The sequence below is a fragment of the Pedobacter sp. R20-19 genome (assembly GCF_000708265.2).
Lineage (GTDB): Bacteria > Bacteroidota > Bacteroidia > Sphingobacteriales > Sphingobacteriaceae > Pedobacter.
On sequence record NZ_JCKI01000004.1, the window covers coordinates 64,685 to 82,431 of the forward strand.

The 17,747-nt window shown below is 36.7% G+C and carries 13 protein-coding genes; 7 read left to right on the forward strand and 6 right to left on the reverse strand.

Going from position 1 to position 17,747, the window contains the following annotated elements; genetic code table 11:
• Positions 1-29: 29 nt before the first annotated feature.
• Positions 30-485: a GNAT family N-acetyltransferase gene (locus AN34_RS10585; RefSeq protein ID WP_029285134.1), complete on the reverse strand. Its 456-nt coding sequence runs from the start codon at positions 483-485 to the stop codon at positions 30-32.
• A gap of 55 nt (positions 486-540) precedes the next feature.
• Complete coding sequence (locus AN34_RS10590) at positions 541-1,032, reverse strand: YajQ family cyclic di-GMP-binding protein (RefSeq protein ID WP_029285136.1); 492 nt, start codon at positions 1,030-1,032, stop codon at positions 541-543.
• A gap of 75 nt (positions 1,033-1,107) precedes the next feature.
• Here AN34_RS10590 and AN34_RS10595 point away from each other — a divergent pair, with 75 nt between their 5' ends.
• From AN34_RS10595 to AN34_RS10605, 3 genes are all read left to right on the forward strand, one after another.
• Positions 1,108-1,728 carry a hypothetical protein gene (locus AN34_RS10595; RefSeq protein WP_051666438.1) on the forward strand — a complete coding sequence of 207 codons (621 nt, stop codon included), beginning with the start codon at positions 1,108-1,110 and terminating at the stop codon, positions 1,726-1,728.
• Between the two features lie 98 nt (positions 1,729-1,826).
• On the forward strand, positions 1,827-3,887 hold the full coding sequence (gene ppk1 / locus AN34_RS10600) for a polyphosphate kinase 1 (protein WP_029285140.1): 2,061 nt from the start codon (positions 1,827-1,829) through the stop codon (positions 3,885-3,887).
• Positions 3,887-4,768 carry an exopolyphosphatase gene (locus AN34_RS10605; protein ID WP_029285142.1) on the forward strand — a complete coding sequence of 294 codons (882 nt, stop codon included), beginning with the start codon at positions 3,887-3,889 and terminating at the stop codon, positions 4,766-4,768. The genes ppk1 and AN34_RS10605 overlap by 1 nt, the downstream gene beginning before the upstream one ends.
• Positions 4,769-4,820: 52 nt before the next feature.
• Here AN34_RS10605 and pgl read toward each other — a convergent pair whose 3' ends face one another.
• From pgl to AN34_RS10625, 4 genes are all read right to left on the reverse strand, one after another.
• On the reverse strand, positions 4,821-5,546 hold the full coding sequence (gene pgl / locus AN34_RS10610; protein ID WP_029285144.1) for a 6-phosphogluconolactonase: 726 nt from the start codon (positions 5,544-5,546) through the stop codon (positions 4,821-4,823).
• Between the two features lie 88 nt (positions 5,547-5,634).
• Positions 5,635-7,149 (reverse strand): glucose-6-phosphate dehydrogenase, encoded by a 1,515-nt coding sequence (gene zwf / locus AN34_RS10615; RefSeq protein WP_029285146.1) that lies wholly within the window; start codon positions 7,147-7,149, stop codon positions 5,635-5,637.
• A gap of 27 nt (positions 7,150-7,176) precedes the next feature.
• Complete coding sequence (gndA, locus tag AN34_RS10620) at positions 7,177-8,592, reverse strand: NADP-dependent phosphogluconate dehydrogenase (RefSeq protein WP_029285148.1); 1,416 nt, start codon at positions 8,590-8,592, stop codon at positions 7,177-7,179.
• Between the two features lie 103 nt (positions 8,593-8,695).
• On the reverse strand, positions 8,696-9,454 hold the full coding sequence (locus AN34_RS10625) for an ROK family protein (protein ID WP_029285151.1): 759 nt from the start codon (positions 9,452-9,454) through the stop codon (positions 8,696-8,698).
• A 161-nt stretch (positions 9,455-9,615) separates the two neighbouring features.
• On the opposite strand from AN34_RS10625, the gene AN34_RS10630 reads away from it, so the two are divergent.
• From AN34_RS10630 to AN34_RS10645, 4 genes are all read left to right on the forward strand, one after another.
• Complete coding sequence (locus AN34_RS10630) at positions 9,616-10,830, forward strand: sterol desaturase family protein (protein WP_029285153.1); 1,215 nt, start codon at positions 9,616-9,618, stop codon at positions 10,828-10,830.
• A gap of 479 nt (positions 10,831-11,309) precedes the next feature.
• Positions 11,310-14,621, forward strand: coding sequence for a SusC/RagA family TonB-linked outer membrane protein (locus AN34_RS10635; protein ID WP_231625530.1), 3,312 nt, complete (start codon positions 11,310-11,312; stop codon positions 14,619-14,621).
• Positions 14,622-14,632: 11 nt separating this feature from the next.
• Positions 14,633-16,201, forward strand: coding sequence for a SusD/RagB family nutrient-binding outer membrane lipoprotein (locus AN34_RS10640; RefSeq protein WP_029285158.1), 1,569 nt, complete (start codon positions 14,633-14,635; stop codon positions 16,199-16,201).
• A 12-nt stretch (positions 16,202-16,213) separates the two neighbouring features.
• The gene (locus AN34_RS10645) at positions 16,214-17,722 is read left to right on the forward strand and encodes a DUF5689 domain-containing protein (RefSeq protein WP_029285160.1); all 1,509 of its coding nucleotides are present in this window, start codon (positions 16,214-16,216) and stop codon (positions 17,720-17,722) included.
• Positions 17,723-17,747: the final 25 nt, after the last annotated feature.

Genomic DNA, 17,747 nt, shown 5'->3' on the forward strand with positions numbered 1-17,747 from the left:
TTTAAAACAAGTGTTAATGAAAAAGGTTTTTAATCCATATCAGTATCTGTTTTTTGATAAAGATTTGATACAACAATTCCCATCTGCCTATCAGGATTTTCAAGTGACTTAAAGCCAAATTGTTCATATAAACTGTGTGCATCCAACGTAGCCAATTGATAACGGCGCAAGCCTTGAAGGTCAGGATGAAAAATCATAAAGGCCATTAGCTTTTTAGATAAGCCTAATCCACGGTATGCAGTGGCAATATAAACATCACAAAGCCATCCAAAAGTTGCCTTATCTGTAACCCAGCGGGCGAAACCGACTTGTTTATGATTCTTGTATATTCCAAAGCATAATGAATTTTCTATAGAGCGCTGAACTATTTCCAATGGAATATTTTTTGCCCAGTAAGATTCTTTACTCAAATAAAGATGAATGGATTCAACCTGAAGCAATTCTTTCTGATCGGAAAAGATGAAACCGTTTTCGCTTATCTGCATATCAATAAGATAAAGAAATTTAATGAGTTGATATATCAAACATCAGCGCCATATCTTAATTGCGCATATTGATAAACTGCAAAGGCTGATCAAAATCTTCACTTCTACATAAAGTAATAACCGCCTGAAGATCATCTATTTTTTTTGCTGTTACCCGTACCTGATCATCCATAATAGCAGGTTGCACCTTTAAGCCACTGGCTTTAATTTTTGCCACCACCTTTTTGGCTGCTTCCTTGTCTAACCCTTCCTTAATGGTAATTTCTTTTCGGATCATATTGCCAGAAGCAATGGTCTCTTTACCAAAATCCATACTTTTAGGGTCTAAATTCTGTTTCATCATTCTGGAGATAATAGAGCCTTCAATGGCTTTTAAACGCATATCATCTTCAGTTACAATGGTAACAATATTTGTTTTCTTATCCAGATCGACAGTACTTTTCGAACCGTTGAAATCAAAACGGTTTAGTATTTCCTTTTTAGCATTGTTAATCGCGTTGTCAAGAGTCTGCGCATCAACTTTACTTACAATATCAAAAGAAGGCATGGTTTTAGCTTTAAGGTAAAAAATTAGTAGATTTAAAAAGAAATAAATCCGTTTCACAAAAAAACGAAAAATAATATGAAAACCACTAAAGCAAAGTCTCAAAAAGTAACTAAAAAAGATGCTAAAAAACATTTAGAACAATCTTTAACTGCGCAATTTTTAGAGGTGGTCATGAGCCTCGGCCATGATGCATCAGAGATTAGTACTGAAGTGGCAAAAGCAAGCAAACGTGTTGCAAAAAAATTAACTAAGAAATTTACGGTAATTAAAGCAGATGTTGGCCATAAAATTGATGACATTTTACATTCATCAAAAGAAAAGATTAAAGAGGTTAAGGAACCTATTACCAAGGCAGAAAAAAGTGCTGCTAAGGTGGTTAAAAAAGCAGTTGCTAAAGCAAAACCTGTTGTACAAAGTGTTAAGGTAGCCGCTATTGCAACAGAAGAAAAAGCAGAAAAAGCGATTGCCAAACCAGTTAAAGCGGTTAAAGAAAGTGTAGATGAGATCAAAACAGCAGTTAAACCAAAGATAGATTCTGCAAAAGAGGAAGTTGCTGCTGTAGCTGCTAAAACAAGTACTGCTGTTAAGAAGACAGCTAAAAAAACTACAGAATCAACAAAAGATGCCGCGTCAGAGGTTAAAGATAAGATTGCTCCGGTTGTGAAGAAAGTAGTAAAAGTGCCATTAAAAAAATAATTTGTTAACGTTAACCTGTGTACGAATTAACATGGATTTAACAAAATAATATGCAGTTTTGAGCATCCCTGTTTCAGCAGGGATTTTTATTTTTTTAAATGAGCAAGAAGAAGATACCATTTTTAAATCGTGAAATTAGTTGGCTTTACTTTAATGATCGAGTTTTGCAGGAAGCCGCTGATGAAACTGTGCCGCTTATCGAACGAATAAAGTTTTTATCAATCTTTTCATCTAATCTGGAAGAATTTTATCGGGTGAGGGTTGCCACAATGACTCGGTTGACTAACCTGAATGATAAGGCTAAAGCACTTCTAGGATTTAATCCGCGTAAAATTCTTAATGAAATTAAAAACATTGTTGTTAAACAGGAGCGAAAATTCGATCAGCTTTTTCAGGCAACCCTAATTAATGAGTTAGCACAAAATAGAATCTTTATTTTAAATGATACCCAGCTTAATGTAAGCAGGGGAGAATTTGTCAAAAATCACTTTCGTGATAAAATTCTCTCGAATTTGGTTCCGATTATGCTGGACATGGATAAGCCTTTTCCAGAACTGAAAGACAGGTATCTTTACTTCTTTGTTAAGCTTTCTAAAAAAGATACCAAAGTAAGAGAGAAATATGCTTTAATTGAAATCCCTCCCAACTTACCAAGATTTTTAGTACTACCGGAAACGAACGACCTTAAATTTATTATTCTGGCAGAAGACATTATCCGTTATTGCCTTGACGATATTTTTTACGTATTTACTTATGATAATCTTGAGGCGTATTCCATTCAGCTAACCAGGGATGCCGAATTGGATATTGATAAAAACATCAACGATAAGTTTATTGAGGATTTAAAAAGCAGTCTGGAAAAGCGAAAAAAAGGTAAACCAATGCGTTTACTTTATGATTCGGCCATGCCGCTTAATATGTTAACTGTTTTAGTTAATAAACTGAAACTAGAGGCAGAAAGTTTAATTCCCGGAAACCGGTACCACAAGTTTGGAGATTTTATTTCTTTCCCAAACGTAGGAAAGAAGGAGTTAGAATATGCGCCTAATGTCCCGCTTAAGGTTCATGATCTTCATCGTACACAAAGCATGTTTAATAAGGTGGCACAACGCGATTATCTCGTTAATCTTCCTTACCAATCTTATGATTACATTATTCTTTTCCTCCGTGAAGCAGCTATAGATCCAAAGGTTACCGAAATTCAGATTACCTTATATCGACTCGCTGAAAATTCTAAAGTAATTAATGCGCTCATTAATGCAGCAAAAAACGGAAAAGCTGTTTCTGTTCTGCTAGAGTTAAAAGCAAGGTTTGATGAGCAAGCCAATATTTTCTGGACTACGCGCTTAATGGAAGAAGGGGTAAAAGTAAATTATGGATTAACAGATTATAAGGTACACTCCAAAATTTGCCTCGTTAAACGAATAGAAAAAGAAAAACCAGTTTATTATGCTAACCTGGCTACTGGTAACTTCAATGAAAAAACGGCTGGCTTATATTGCGACCATAGTATTTTCACCGCAAGGAAGGAAATTACCAATGATTTAGTTAAACTATTTGATGCCTTAAGTAAACGTACCGTAACGAAAGGATTCAGACATTTAATTGTATCACCGCTGGAAAGCCGATCTAAGCTGGTTAATTTTATTAATCGGGAAATCAGAAACGCAAAGGCTGGCAAAATAGCTTACATTTTATTAAAGGTTAATAGCCTGGCTGACGAGGGTATTATTTCCAAGCTTTATGATGCGAGTAATGCCGGTGTTAAAATACAATTAATTATTCGCGGCATCTGCTGTTTGGTACCTGGTGTAAAAGGCTTTAGTGAAAATATTACAGCAATTAGCATTATTGATAAGTTTTTAGAACATGCCCGAGTGTATATTTTCAGCAATAACGGTAAAAATGATATGTACTTATCATCTGCTGATTTAATGAGCAGAAATTTTGAACACAGGGTTGAAGTTGGTTTCCCGGTTCTAGATCCAGATGTAAAACAAGAGATTCAGGATATTATTGATTTGCAATTACAGGATAATACCAAGTCACGTCAGATCAATGCATTAAACAACAACAAGTATCACAAAAACAGGCTAAGTAAAAAAATCAGGGCACAAGTTGATACCTATAACTATTTAAAAACCAAGCACCAATTATAATGTTAAGATACGCAGCTATAGATATCGGTTCTAACGCGGTAAGGCTACTCATTGCAGATATCAGCAAACACGAGGGCGAATTCAAATACAAAAAAAACACTTTAATCCGTGTACCACTTCGTTTGGGAGATGATGCGTTTCTTGATCAACAGATCTCTGAGAAAAAAACGGGAGACTTGGTCAAAACCATGATGGCATTTAAAAATTTGATGGATGTTTATCATGTATCAGAATACCTGGCATGTGCCACTTCGGCCATGCGTGAGGCTAAAAACGGCAATGACATTGTTAAATTGATTAAAGAGAAAACAGAAATTAACCTGGAAATTATAGAAGGCCAACGTGAAGCAAATATTATATATGCCAATCACATTGAAGCGGATCTTGATAACAGTAAAACATATTTATATATTGATGTAGGCGGGGGTAGTACTGAACTTTCTATTTTTGTGGAAGGCACACCTCAGGCTTCTAAATCTTTCGATATTGGTACCATTAGAATGTTGGATAACCAGGATAAAGAAGAAACTTGGGAGGAGATGAAGGAATGGGTAAAAGAACATACCAAGGGCCATAAACATTTGGCAGGCATTGGTACAGGTGGTAACATAAATAAGCTATTTCGCATGAGTGAGGAGAAAGATAACGCTCCACTTTCTTTGCAAAAACTAAATGCACTTTATAACAAGCTCACCAGTTATTCTTTAAAAGAAAGAATTAACACCTTACGCTTAAATCCTGATCGTGCGGATGTAATTATCCCAGCCAGTGAAATTTATTTAACCTTAATGAAATGGACTGGAATAAAACAACTTTATGTACCTAAAGTAGGCATGGCAGATGGAATTATTAAGTTGTTAATTGAGGAGAAATTAAGTTAAAAGTTAATAAACCAATAAGGTTTTTAAAACCTTATTGGTTTGAATATTTAAATTATTCCTCTAATAATTTTGTAGCTGCTTCATCAGTAAACCACGTAAGTTTACCATCAATAGGATCAATTAATTGCGAAGGATACAAATCGAAATTTTTCTCCTCGTCTCCAATTACATGCTTCAAAGCTTCTGCTTTATTTTCACCAAAAACCAGAAAGGCCACGTTATCAGCTTTATTAATTAAAGGAGCGGTGAAACTGATTCGATAGGTGTTTAATTTCTCCACAAATACTGAAGCAATACCAACTTCTTCATCTTTAACTAAATCTGTATGCGGAAAAATCGATGCTGTATGCGCATCATCACCCATACCTAAAAGAATCAGATCAAAGGCAAGATCTTCACCTTTAAAATGCTGATCAATTGATTTTTTGTATTCAATAGCAGCCTTTTCCGGAGCTAAACTTGTATTTACATAAAAAATATGGTCTTCCTTTATTCCAAGAGGATCAAGTAAGGTTTTTTTTGCCATGAGGCCATTATAGTTTTCATCATCCGAAGGCACATTTCGTTCATCACCGAAGAAAAAGTAAACCTTCTCCCAATCAATTCTGTGTTCACATTCAGTAGCCAGAAGATGATAAAGTGCTTTTGGAGAGCTTCCACCAGTTAAAACAAAATTGAAGCGATCATTTTCTTCAATCGACATTTCCGCGATTTTGATCACATAATCAGCTAAATCCTGATTTAATTCTTCAAGCGTTTTATAAATGAGTAGATTCATATTTATAGTTTAATCGTCATTACAAAGCATAAAGAAACCCTAAATACTTTTAAGATTACTTTGTGCTTCGCAATAAACGGCATAAAAATTATTCTTTGTTTTTTAATGGCAAGTTAAACCAGTGAAAACCGTCACGAGCAATCAGTGCCTCTGCTTCTTCAGGTCCCCAGCTGTCTGCAGGATAATTAGGGAAATTTATTGATTTCTTACTTTCCCAGGTATTTAAAATTGGCATCACCAATTCCCAGGCTGCTTCTACCTGATCACCACGCATAAATAATGTTTGGTCGCCCATCATGGCATCCAAAAGTAAGGTTTCATAGGCTTCAGGTGTATCACCATCATATGTTCCTTTATAATCAAATACCATATCAACCGGATTTAAAACCATATCCAAGCCAGGTCTTTTCGCCTGAACCTGCAAGCGGATACTCATTTCTGGTTGAATACTGATGACCAAACGATTCTGTTGCCAGTTTTCGGTTACGCCAGAAGAAAAAATCTGATGGGGAACGTCTCTAAATTGAATCGTAATTAACGATGAAGTCTGATTTAAGCGTTTTCCGGTTCTCAAGTAGAATGGAATGCCTTGCCATCTCCAGTTATCAATATGAAATTTTACCGCAGCAAAAGTTTCTGTATTAGAATGTGGATCAACACCCTTTTCCTGGCGATATCCAGGTACTTCTTTTCCTTCTACCCAGCCTTTACTATATTGACCACGAACGGTATGAAAACGAATATCTTCTGCAGAAAAAGGACGCATAGCTTTTAAAACTTCTACCTTACGATTTCTAATTTCATCGGCATCAAAATTAATAGGCGCCTCCATTCCAATTAAACAAAGCAATTGTAATAAGTGATTCTGGATCATATCTCTTAAGGCACCAGAACCTTCATAATAGCCACCCCGATCCTGAACACCCAATTGTTCTGTTACCGAAATTTGAACGTGATCAATATACGATCTGTTCCAAAGTGGTTCAAATAAAGAATTGGCAAAACGGAAAGCCATCATGTTCTGAACAGTTTCCTTTCCTAAATAATGATCAATCCTGTAAATCTGTTTCTCTGTAAAGATGGTTCTCAATAGTGCATTTAATTCCTTGGCTGATTCCAGATCATGACCAAAAGGCTTTTCAATTACAATTCTACTGTTATTCTCATTCTCCGTTAATTTGTATTTATGCAGGTATTCTGCAATCACCGGAAAGAAATTTGGTGCTACAGCGAGATAGAAAATAATCTGCGTATCTGGTCCGTATTCCTTTTGATATTTATCTACAGCATTCTTTAAGTTTTCGAATGTCTTAGGTTGTGCAAAATCAGTAGGACAGTAGTGGATGGTATTTCCAAAATTTTCCCATTTATCTTTTTTTACTTTTCCAGAACGTGAAAATTCATTTACTGCATCCTCTAAGGCAGCTTTATAACTATCATCAGTAAATTCAGTTCTACCTGTACCAATAATCGCAAACTTTTCAGGCATATATCCCTCAATAAATAAATTATATAGGGCAGGAGCTAATTTTCTTTTATTTAAATCACCTGTACCACCAAATATTACAAATATTGTAGGGTTTAATGCGGCTTTAGTTTTCATTTTATGTTGACTTCTTGTAATTTAAAATTAAGATAGTTTGTTCCAATCTGCGTGGAAAACGCCTTCACGATCAATGCGTTCGAAGGTGTGTGCGCCAAAAAAGTCTCTTTGTGCCTGGATCAGGTTTGAAGGCATTCTGGCTGTAGTAATGGTATCAAAATAAGTAAGTGTTGACGCAAATGCAGGAATACCTACACCTGCATTAATGCAGGCAGAAATGGTTTTGCGTGTTCCACCTAAGGTAGATTTAATAATCTCCTGAATTCCAGCATCACCAAATAAGTGCTCCAGGGCATTATCTTTATCATAAGCCTGGTAAATGTCTTCTAAAAATTTAGCCCGGATGATACATCCTCCACGCCAGATTTTGGCGATTTCCTGTAATTGTAAATCGTATTGATATTCTTTAGAAGCCTGAACCAATAAATGCATTCCCTGAGCGTATGCACTAATCATAGAGAAATAAAATGCATCTTCCAGTTCGTCTACCGTGATGTCAATCTTATTATCCTTTTTACCAAAAGCCTCTTCTAATGAAACCCTTAATTTTTTGAATTTGGATAAATCACGGTTAGAAACAGCCTCATTAATCGTTGGGATAGGCAATTGCAATTCCATAGAAACTTCTGAAGTCCATTTTCCTGTACCTTTAGAACGGGCTTCATCTTTTATCTGATCCAGCAAGTCATTCTGCGTATCTGTATCCTTAAACAAAAAGATTTCAGCAGTTATTTCCAATAAGAAAGACTGAAGTCTGCCTTCATTCCATTTTTTGAAAACCTTATAGATCTCATCATTAGAATAGCCTAAACCATTCTTTAATACACCATAAACCTCAGCAATTAGCTCCATAATAGCATACTCAATACCATTATGTACCATTTTAACAAAGTGACCAGATGCACCAGGGCCAATATAAGTTACGCAAGGATCTGAGCCAACTTTAGCAGCAACAGCGTCAAAAACTTCTTTCACCACATCATAAGCCTTTTTGTCGCCACCTGGCATCATGCTTGGTCCAAAACGAGCACCTTCTTCACCACCAGAAATACCCATTCCAAAGAAATGTAAGCCATCTTTTTCCAGTTCGGTAACCCTGCGGTTAGTATCTGTAAAGTGTGAATTTCCACTATCAATAATAATATCACCTTTACTTAATAAAGGTTTTAATTCTGCAATAACACTGTCAACAATAGGTCCGGCAGGAACCAACAAGATCAGTGTTCTGGGCGACTGTAAGCTACCTATAAAAGCCTCAATATTATCGAAACCTTTTAACTCATGTTTTTGCCCTTCTTCTTCCAGTTTAGAGATCATTTTCTGATCCTTATCATAACCGGTTACAGAAAAACCCTTATCTGCCATATTTAGTAATAAGTTGCGGCCCATTGTGCCCAAACCTATCATCCCTAATTTGTATTTTTTTGACTCGTTATTTGACATTTTTATTTAATTATAGTAATCCAAAATTAAAATTTACAAATTAATATACTGGATTTTGATGTTAAATGATTGTAATAATTAACAACACAAGATAGTGTATGTTTTACACAATAGGATTTACCGTAAAAATATTATACTTATCGGCTAGTTTCCAGAGCTTTGCGCCACCTTTAATACCATCACGGTTGGTTACCAGTTTAATGTTGCTATCTAATTTAAAATCGATGTGTTTAGAATTGCCACCTCCAATGTAAAGTGTATCATAATTAAAAACCGTTTTATAAATTTCAACAATTTTCTTCAAACGTTTATTCCATCGGTCTGAACCAATTTCTTCATAGGCTTTGTTACCGATATAATCATCATAGTCTTCTTCTTTATTGATAGGGAAATGCGCCAGTTCCAGATGTGGAAGGAGTTCACCATCAAATAACAGTGCGGTTCCGAATCCGGTACCTACTGTAAAAACAATTTCAAAACCCTTTCCCTCAACTACACCTAAACCTTGCTGATCAGCATCATTAACTAATCTTACTGGTTGGTTTAAGGCATTGGCAACACGCTGTGCCAAATCTACATCAGCCCATTTGTTTTTAGCCAGATTTGGAGCCGTTTTAACGATTCCATTTTTTACATATCCTGGAAACCCAATGGAAACGCGATTGTAAGTTTGTGGGATAGGTTTAATCAAATCCTGTATTCCGGTTACAATATCTTTTGGCGTAGCTCCAGCAGGCGTCTTGCTTTTCATATATTCAGACAGCATATTTCCATCTTCATCCAGCAACACTGTTTTGATACTTGTTCCACCGATATCGATTGAAAGAATGTTTGTTTGTCCAACTTTTTTTTCTGCTGCCATATGAATGTTTTTATATAAACTGATTTCTGCAAATTAATAGAAACAATAAATATTAAACGAATAGAATGTAAACTAATTTAAAATAGTAATCTACTAAATCTATATATTTAGTATAATATTTATATGTTTGCGGTATTGATAGTAAAGAAAATGTAATCGATATGACTGTAAACTACCTCGCATTTGCCATTCCTGCTTTTTTTATCTTTGTCTTTATCGAATATCAAATTGCACAGCGAAGAAAGCGTGAGAAGATCTTTAAATATGAAAGTTCTATAGCAAATTTTAGTGTTGGCATTGCCGAGCGGTTACTTAATTTATTTATGGCTGCCAGTTTTTATCAGGTTTACGAATGGGTTTACAGCCATTATGCTTTGTTTCAGATTCCTAATAAATGGTACGTATGGCTCCTTTTATTATTGGCTACAGATTTTGTTTGGTACTGGTACCATCGTTTGGGGCATGAGATTAATTTTTTATGGGCGGCCCACATTGTGCATCATCAAAGCGAGGAATTTAATTTTACTGCCGCTGCCAGGATTACAACTATACAGGCCATTATCAGAAATATTTTTTGGTGTGTTTTACCTTTAATTGGGTTTCAGCCACAAATGATTATTACCATTTTACTGGTACATGGCGCTTATTCTTTTTTTACACACACCCAATTAATTGGAAAGTTGGGCTGGCTCGAATATGTATTAATTACACCATCCCTGCACGGTGTCCACCATGCTTCAGATGAAAAATATCTGGATAAGAATTATGGTGATGTTTTTGTTTTCTGGGATAAACTCTTCGGTACCTTTCAGCAAGAAGAGGAACCACCAAAATATGGTCTTACTCATCCTATCAAGAGCTATAGCTTTTTATGGCAACATTTTCATTATTACCTTGAAATAGCAGAAGCATACCGAAGAGCGGATGGGCCAAAAGCAAAATGGAACGCACTTTTTGGGAGCCCTGCATTAATGGATCAAAATATAAGACCAGCTTTAGAGGTGAGGTATTTCCAGAATAAAGAGAAAAAGCAATCAGGTTCAAAATTTAAAAAATACCTCAATATTCAATTGATAATGGTGGTAATTACACTAACCGCTAACACCATGTTTTATTCATTTTTAAGCTCAATAGACAGATGGGCAATACTGATTTTGGTATTGATTACTTTGATCAATATCGGAGCTTTGCTAGAACAGCGGATCTGGATTTACTATTTAGAAGCTTTCAGGCTAATTTTATTATTTGCTTATTTATTTTACGTGCTTCAGATTTTCAAATGGGTGATCTTCCCAATCGTACTATTGGTTCTTTTTGAGCGAACTTATTCTTTAAGAAAACTTTACAATAAATACATACTGAGTTTTAGAGGATAAATATAAAGCAGTTTCACTTTGTTTCAATTTTGATGATCATCAAAATGTTACTTAGCGTTATTTGCATGGTTTTATTTTTCATCACCTTCCATTAAGTGAGATTATAATTACGATTTAATCTTACAATTCTTTGTCCTGCCTATTGCAATCGCATATTGCTTATCTCTTATGGATATAAATTTGCCATTATTCCCTAATGTACGTTAGGCATTTAAGGTAAAATACAATAATATCTCAGTAGTGTTTAATAGTCATAACTTGTAACTATTGTTATTGATTAGTAACTTCATTATCAGAAAATACTACCAAATAGAAATCAATCGAAATTAATTCGAAATAATATAAAACACATTATACCTCCCTCTTATACCTTAATACACTGTTAACATGTTTTTAACAGTAGTAGGCTTACTTTGTCCGCAAATCGGGAAGGAGTAAAACGAATTAGATTATGCTCAGTAACCGTAATATAGCTAATTATGATTAAAAACTTTACACACAAATTTTTCTGGCCACATTGTTTTCAAATTTTAAAGGAACGCCTTGTTAATGATGGCCAACCGACAAGGAAGAATGCTGTTTTATTTACATCAGGATTTCGAATGCTTTCGGTACTTTTAGTTTTACACCTAATTTGCTTTGGCCATGTATCAGCCCAGATCAATACGGCCAATATCATTGTAAAAGGAACGGTTTTAGATGATGAAGATGGTCAGATTTTAGTAGGAACCACTATTACTGATGGCAATCGTAAAATTTTAGGTGTTACCAATGATAAAGGAAATTATGCCATTAATATTCCTAAAGGCACCACGGTAATCTATAATATGGTAGGTTATATAGCTGTTAGCCGCGTATTTAATAACAATGAAAATAATGTTATTATCCGTTTAGCTTCTTCCACCAGTAATTTAAATGAAGTAGTGGTTACTGCCTTAGGTATTAAACGAGATGAGAAGGCATTAGGTTATGCGGTTACATTAGTAGACAGTACCGCATTAACAAATGCGGTGGCCAGTAACTGGACTGAGTCTCTTTCAGGAAAAGTGGCAGGCTTAAACCTGGTGCGCAACAGTGGTCCGGCAGCATCTAATAAAATTATTTTAAGAGGTGAGAACAACCTTACCGGAGATAATGAGGCCTTAATTGTGATTGACGGGGTAGTGGCCAGTAGCTCTGCCAGACGTACAGCTGGCTCATCCGGCGGCGTTTATGGAACTTCCGGAGATGTAATGCCAGCTGATTTTGGCTCTGCGCTAAATGACCTTAATCCTGATGATATTGAAAGTGTTACGGTTTTAAAAGGCCCGGGTGCTTCAGCTTTATATGGACAAAGGGGTGCAAATGGCGCTATCATCATCACCACAAAATCTGGCAAAGCCAATAAAAAGCTAAACATCACCTTTACTTCCAATAGTACCTGGGAACAGGTAAATAATAGTCCTGATGTACAAAATCAATTCGGACAAGGACAATTTGGTGTACCTTACTTTTCTTATGGCGCAACGGATGATGGACCAAGCACCAATGCTACCAGTGCGAGTTGGGGTGCTCCATTTGGTACAGGAAGCAGCTTTTATCAGTATGATCCGGCAACTAAAACACGAGGCACTACCAGAACACCATGGGTAGCTTATGAAAATCCTGTTGATGCTTTTTTTCAAACCGGCTTCGAATCTTCAAATGCTGTGAGTTTGGATGGGTCTTATAAAGGAGTAGGTATGAGATTTTCAGCTAGTCACGGTAATAATGAATGGATTGTACCTAATACCGGATTAGAACGCACTTCCGTTTCTTATTCTGCCAATACTGATGTAAGCAAGAAATTTAGTGTATCCTTTAAGGCTGCCTATAACAATAGACATAGCGATAATTTACCTGCAACAGGTTATGGAAACCAATCATTAATGTATTGGTTTATGTTCGCTCAACCCAATGTGAATACAGATTGGTATAGAGACTATTGGGCACCTGGAAAAGAGAATGTTCAATTTGTAAATATCACAACAACCAATCCGGAAAGCCCATATGCGGTTTCTGAGCAATACATCAATAAGCAGCGTAGAAATGGGATTCTTAGTAATGTTCAGGCTACCTATAAAATTACGAAGGAATTGAGTTTGTTATTAAGAGGCTCAATTGATTATAATAAAGATATCCGCGAAACACAACGTCCGTGGGATGCCGCAGGAAATAAGTTTGCTCAGGGATCTTATCGTGTTCAAAATATCAATTCATATGAAACCAATTTTGATTTCCTGATGCGATATGATAAAAAAATCAGTAATGATCTTCACCTTAATGCTAATATTGGTGGCAGCCAGATGCGCAATGAATATAAAAAATCAGAACTTCGTGCAGATGGATTAGTTATCCCGGGAATCTACAGTTTAGATAATAATTTAAGTCCGCTGGTTTCCGTTCCTGATACGGCCAGATATCGGATTAACAGTTTTTATGCCGCGTTGTCTTTCAGCTTCAAAAACTACTTGTATTTAGATTTAACAGGCAGACAGGATTGGAGCAGTACATTAGCTACGCCATCTAGAACTGATAATGTAGGTTTCTTCTACCCATCAGCCAGTACATCAGTAATTTTATCTGATTTATTGTCACTTCCGAAGACCATCAGTTTTTTTAAATTAAGGGCTTCCGTTTCTCAGGTTGGAAGTGGAGGTACTACACCATACCGTACGGCTTATAATTATAACCTGGCCTCAAATGGTATTTATCCGGATAATGCGTTGGCTAACCCCAGTATTTTACCAAATCCCAATTTAAAACCGCTTAAAACCACCACTATTGAGTTAGGTACTGAATTGAGATTATTTAAGAATCGTTTGAATTTTGATTTAGCCACTTATTTGGGTAACACTAAAAATCAAATTTTAAGTCGTATTGTTGATAAGGCAACTGGTTATAATGTAGCAGTTTTCAATGTTGGTCGGGTACAAAACAAAGGGATTGAAATCGCCGTGAATGGTACGCCTGTTCAAACCAAAAAATTTAAATGGGAACTTACCGGAACCTTTACAGCAAACCGCAACAGGATAGAAGAACTTGCAGATAGTTCGGTAGTATTAAGAACCGGCGCTTTGGGTGGCGGACAAATCGTAGCCAATGTTGGCGGGAGCATGGGCGATTTATACGGCAGGGGATATATGAGATCTCCGGATGGACAAATTATTTATGATTCTGCAACAGGTAATGCTAAAATCAGCACTTCGGATTTGATTTATCTTGGAAATACCATGCCTAAATTCAGGTTCAGTTTCGGCTCTACCTTTACCTATAATCGTTTTAGCATTAATGGATTATTTGATGCACAGCTGGGTGCCGTGGCGCACTCCCTAACATTTTCGAGAATGGCAGCCCTGGGAAAACTTGAACTCACCTTGCCAGGACGCTATAATGGTGTGGTAGGAGATGGAGTGGTTCAAAATGCAGATGGTACCTATCGCAAAAATGATGTAGTGGCTACCAATCTGGAAAGTTTTTACACCTCACTTTATGGTTCAGACCAAGCAGAAGGCAGCATATTCAGAACAGACTATCTAAAATTCAGAGAGGCCAATATCACCTACGCATTTGGTCCCGCTTTTCTAAAAAGAATCGGCTTTACCAAATTAACCATTGGCGCTTACGGAAGGAATTTATTTATATGGTCGCCATGGCCAGCATTTGATCCGGAATTTGGAACACTATCCGGTAGTGATATTGTGCAGGGTTTTGAAACAGGCCAGTTACCATCTACCAGGAGTTATGGTGTTCGTTTAGTTGTGGGTTTATAAATTAAAAGATCATGAAGACAAAAAATAAAATAACCAGCTATATATTATTATCGATACTAGGTTTATCAGCTTTCTCTTGTAAGAAAGATTTTAATGAAGTTAATACCGATCCAATCGGGCGGTCCACTTCAACAGCAGCGCAATTACTGGCACCGGCTTTGGTTAATGTACTATCCACTAATATGGTGCGTAACCGAAACTTCAATAATGAATTGATGCAGGTTACTGTTGATATTAGTGATGCAGAAGGCAAGGTTTTCAGGTATGATGTTCGCCGGAACTGGGCAGATTACACCTGGAATAACTGGTATCTGGAGTTAACTAACTTAAGGGATATTTATACCATTGCTGATAAACCAGAATCGCTAAACGCATCCTATAAAGGAATTTCCTTGATTAGCCAGGCATGGGTTTTTCAACTCTTGACGGACGTTTATGGTGATGTACCTTATACTGAAGCCAATAAAGGTAAAGAGGGTCTAATCGAGCCAGCTTTTGATAAGCAAAAAGACATCTACCTTGATCTGTTTAACAAACTGGAAGAAGCGAACAAATTACTAACTACCGGAACAGCTATCTCTGCCAGTTCAGATCCTGTTTATCAGGGTGACATTAATAAATGGCGCAGATTTGGCAATTCGCTCTATTTAAGATTATTACTTCGCATTTCTGGGAAATCAGATGTGAGCGCACAGGTAATCGCAAAGATTAAAGACATAGCCGATACCAATAAAGCGAATTATCCGATTATGGAAAACAATACCCATACGGCGAAAATTCTCTGGAATGGAACCAATAGCAGTACCGCAGTTTACTCTTCACCATTTATGATTAACGTACGTGCTGTTGATTTCAGGACACCAGCCATCACCGACTTTTTTTTAAGAAACCTTGGTGCCTGGGCAGATCCTCGTATCAATCCTCAGCTGGGTAAAAACAATGTAAGCAGATTTGGTATAGCACCCGGACCTGATGGTTATGTAGGTGTACCAAGTGGTTATGATGCAGGTAACTCTATTAAAAAACAATCTTACTTTTATTCAGATGCAACCAATGCACCATATACTTTGCAAACTGACCGTTATACGGGTATTATCATGAATTGTGCGGAGGTCGATTTTATCCTGGCTGAAGCTGCTGCAAAAGGCTGGATCAATGGTACCGGAGAAGCTTATTATTTAAAAGGAATTGCAGATGCTGTTAACTACTGGATGCCTGAAAGATTTACCAGCGGAAACAGTCAGGAAGTAATAAATTATGTTAATGATGCCGATATCGAATGGAATAATACCTTGCCTTTAGAAAATCAGGTGCGCAACTCATCAAGCAAAATGCAATTGATTCAGATTCAGAAATACTATGCCTTGTTTCTGGTTGATTTTCAGCAGTGGTTTGAGTATCGTAGAACCAAACATCCTTTTTTACAGGTGGGCACCGGACTTGCCAACGGTGGGCAAATGCCAGCCAGACTTAATTATCCATTGGTTACACAATCTACTAATCCAACCTCTTATCGCAATGCTGTTGCTGCGCAAGGGGCTGATGACATCAATACGTTGGTTTGGTGGCAAAAACCTTAATTCATAAATAAGATGAAAAAGATATTATATTACATGAGTGCACTTCTGATTTTAGGAAGCACTTTTATAAGTTGCAAGCGCGATAGCGATTACGTTTTGGTTAATCCAAGTCCGTTTATTGCAAATTTTGATTTACGAAAACTTTTCAAAAATACAGAAGTACAATTAAATACCTCCAACTTAGCAGGTGCTACCAGTATCAGAGGGGTGGTTATTTCAGATCAGACTAATGGAAATATTCCTGCCGGATTAGTTATTCTTCAAAATAGCAGAGTAACAGGTAGTGGGATTGATTCTTTAAGAGGTATTGCTATTAATATTGGTGCAGAATCAAGTAAATATGTTCCAGGTGATTCTATTCACGTGAAGATAGATGGCAGCACTTTGAAAAGAGTAGATGGAATTTTACAGCTTACCGGCGTTAATGCCAGCGAGATTAAAAAAATCGCATCTGGCAAAAATATGAGAACACAGGCGGTTAACGCAGCAACACTCATCACCCGTCCGGATTTTTATGAAAGTACCCTCATCACCATTAGTAAAGGTGTAGTTGAGCCAGAGCCAGTTGCGGGAGACACCTTCAGTGGAAATAAAACAATTAATGATGGCTTTGGAAAAATAACTGTTCATACCGAATCTGCTTCACAATTGGCTAAAGCTTCAATGGTTCCTTTTGGAGACTTTACCGGAATCGTTTTTAACACTTCGAATGGCTTACAACTATGGCCAAGATATGTAGATGATATCTACGAACTTGATATTATAAAGGTATCACCATTGGTGATTACGGGCTACTTAACTGATCCGGATGGATCTGATGCCAACAATGAATATATTCAGTTTAAAGCCACAAAGGATATTAATTTTGCTACAACGCCAATGTCGATTGTAACTTCCAATAATGCCGGAATTACCGCTGCACCAGCTTTAGGTTGGGCAATGGGTGGTGTGCGTACTTATAAGTTTAACATCACAACGGGTTCAGTAAAAAAAGGTCAGTTTTGTTACGTTGGCGGAAGCATTAAGAAAATTTGGGGTTCCGCATCAACTGATATCAGCAGTGCAGTATGGATTGCCAGCAAAGCCTATTCTACATTAAATGGTGATGATTTTGGTACGGCTACAAGTAATTTACTGGCTAACAGTGGTAATGTTGCAGGTATTGCTGTATTTGATGGCACAACAGTAAGCGCAAGTTCAGTTCCATTAGATGTGATTATGTTTGGTGGAGGTGGCAGTGTATATACTGCAGGGCCACCAGAAGTGGGTTACCGCATTACCAATACTGATAAATACAGTGTAATTCAAAATAGAAAACGTGTTATTTTCTATGGAGGTGGTACCAATACCAACAAGTTTGCTTTTCCTGCTACCAGTAATTTCACCATGTTAGGTGGTGTTTATGATGCAACCTCGGGTTTATGGAAAACAGGAAGAGTAGCCAAAAATATCGAGCTTAACGCTAAATCACAACTTTCAGAAATTCAACAGGCAACTGGTTTTACAGCCATTGTTAATTAATTATTCGATCAGGCCATCCGTTTAC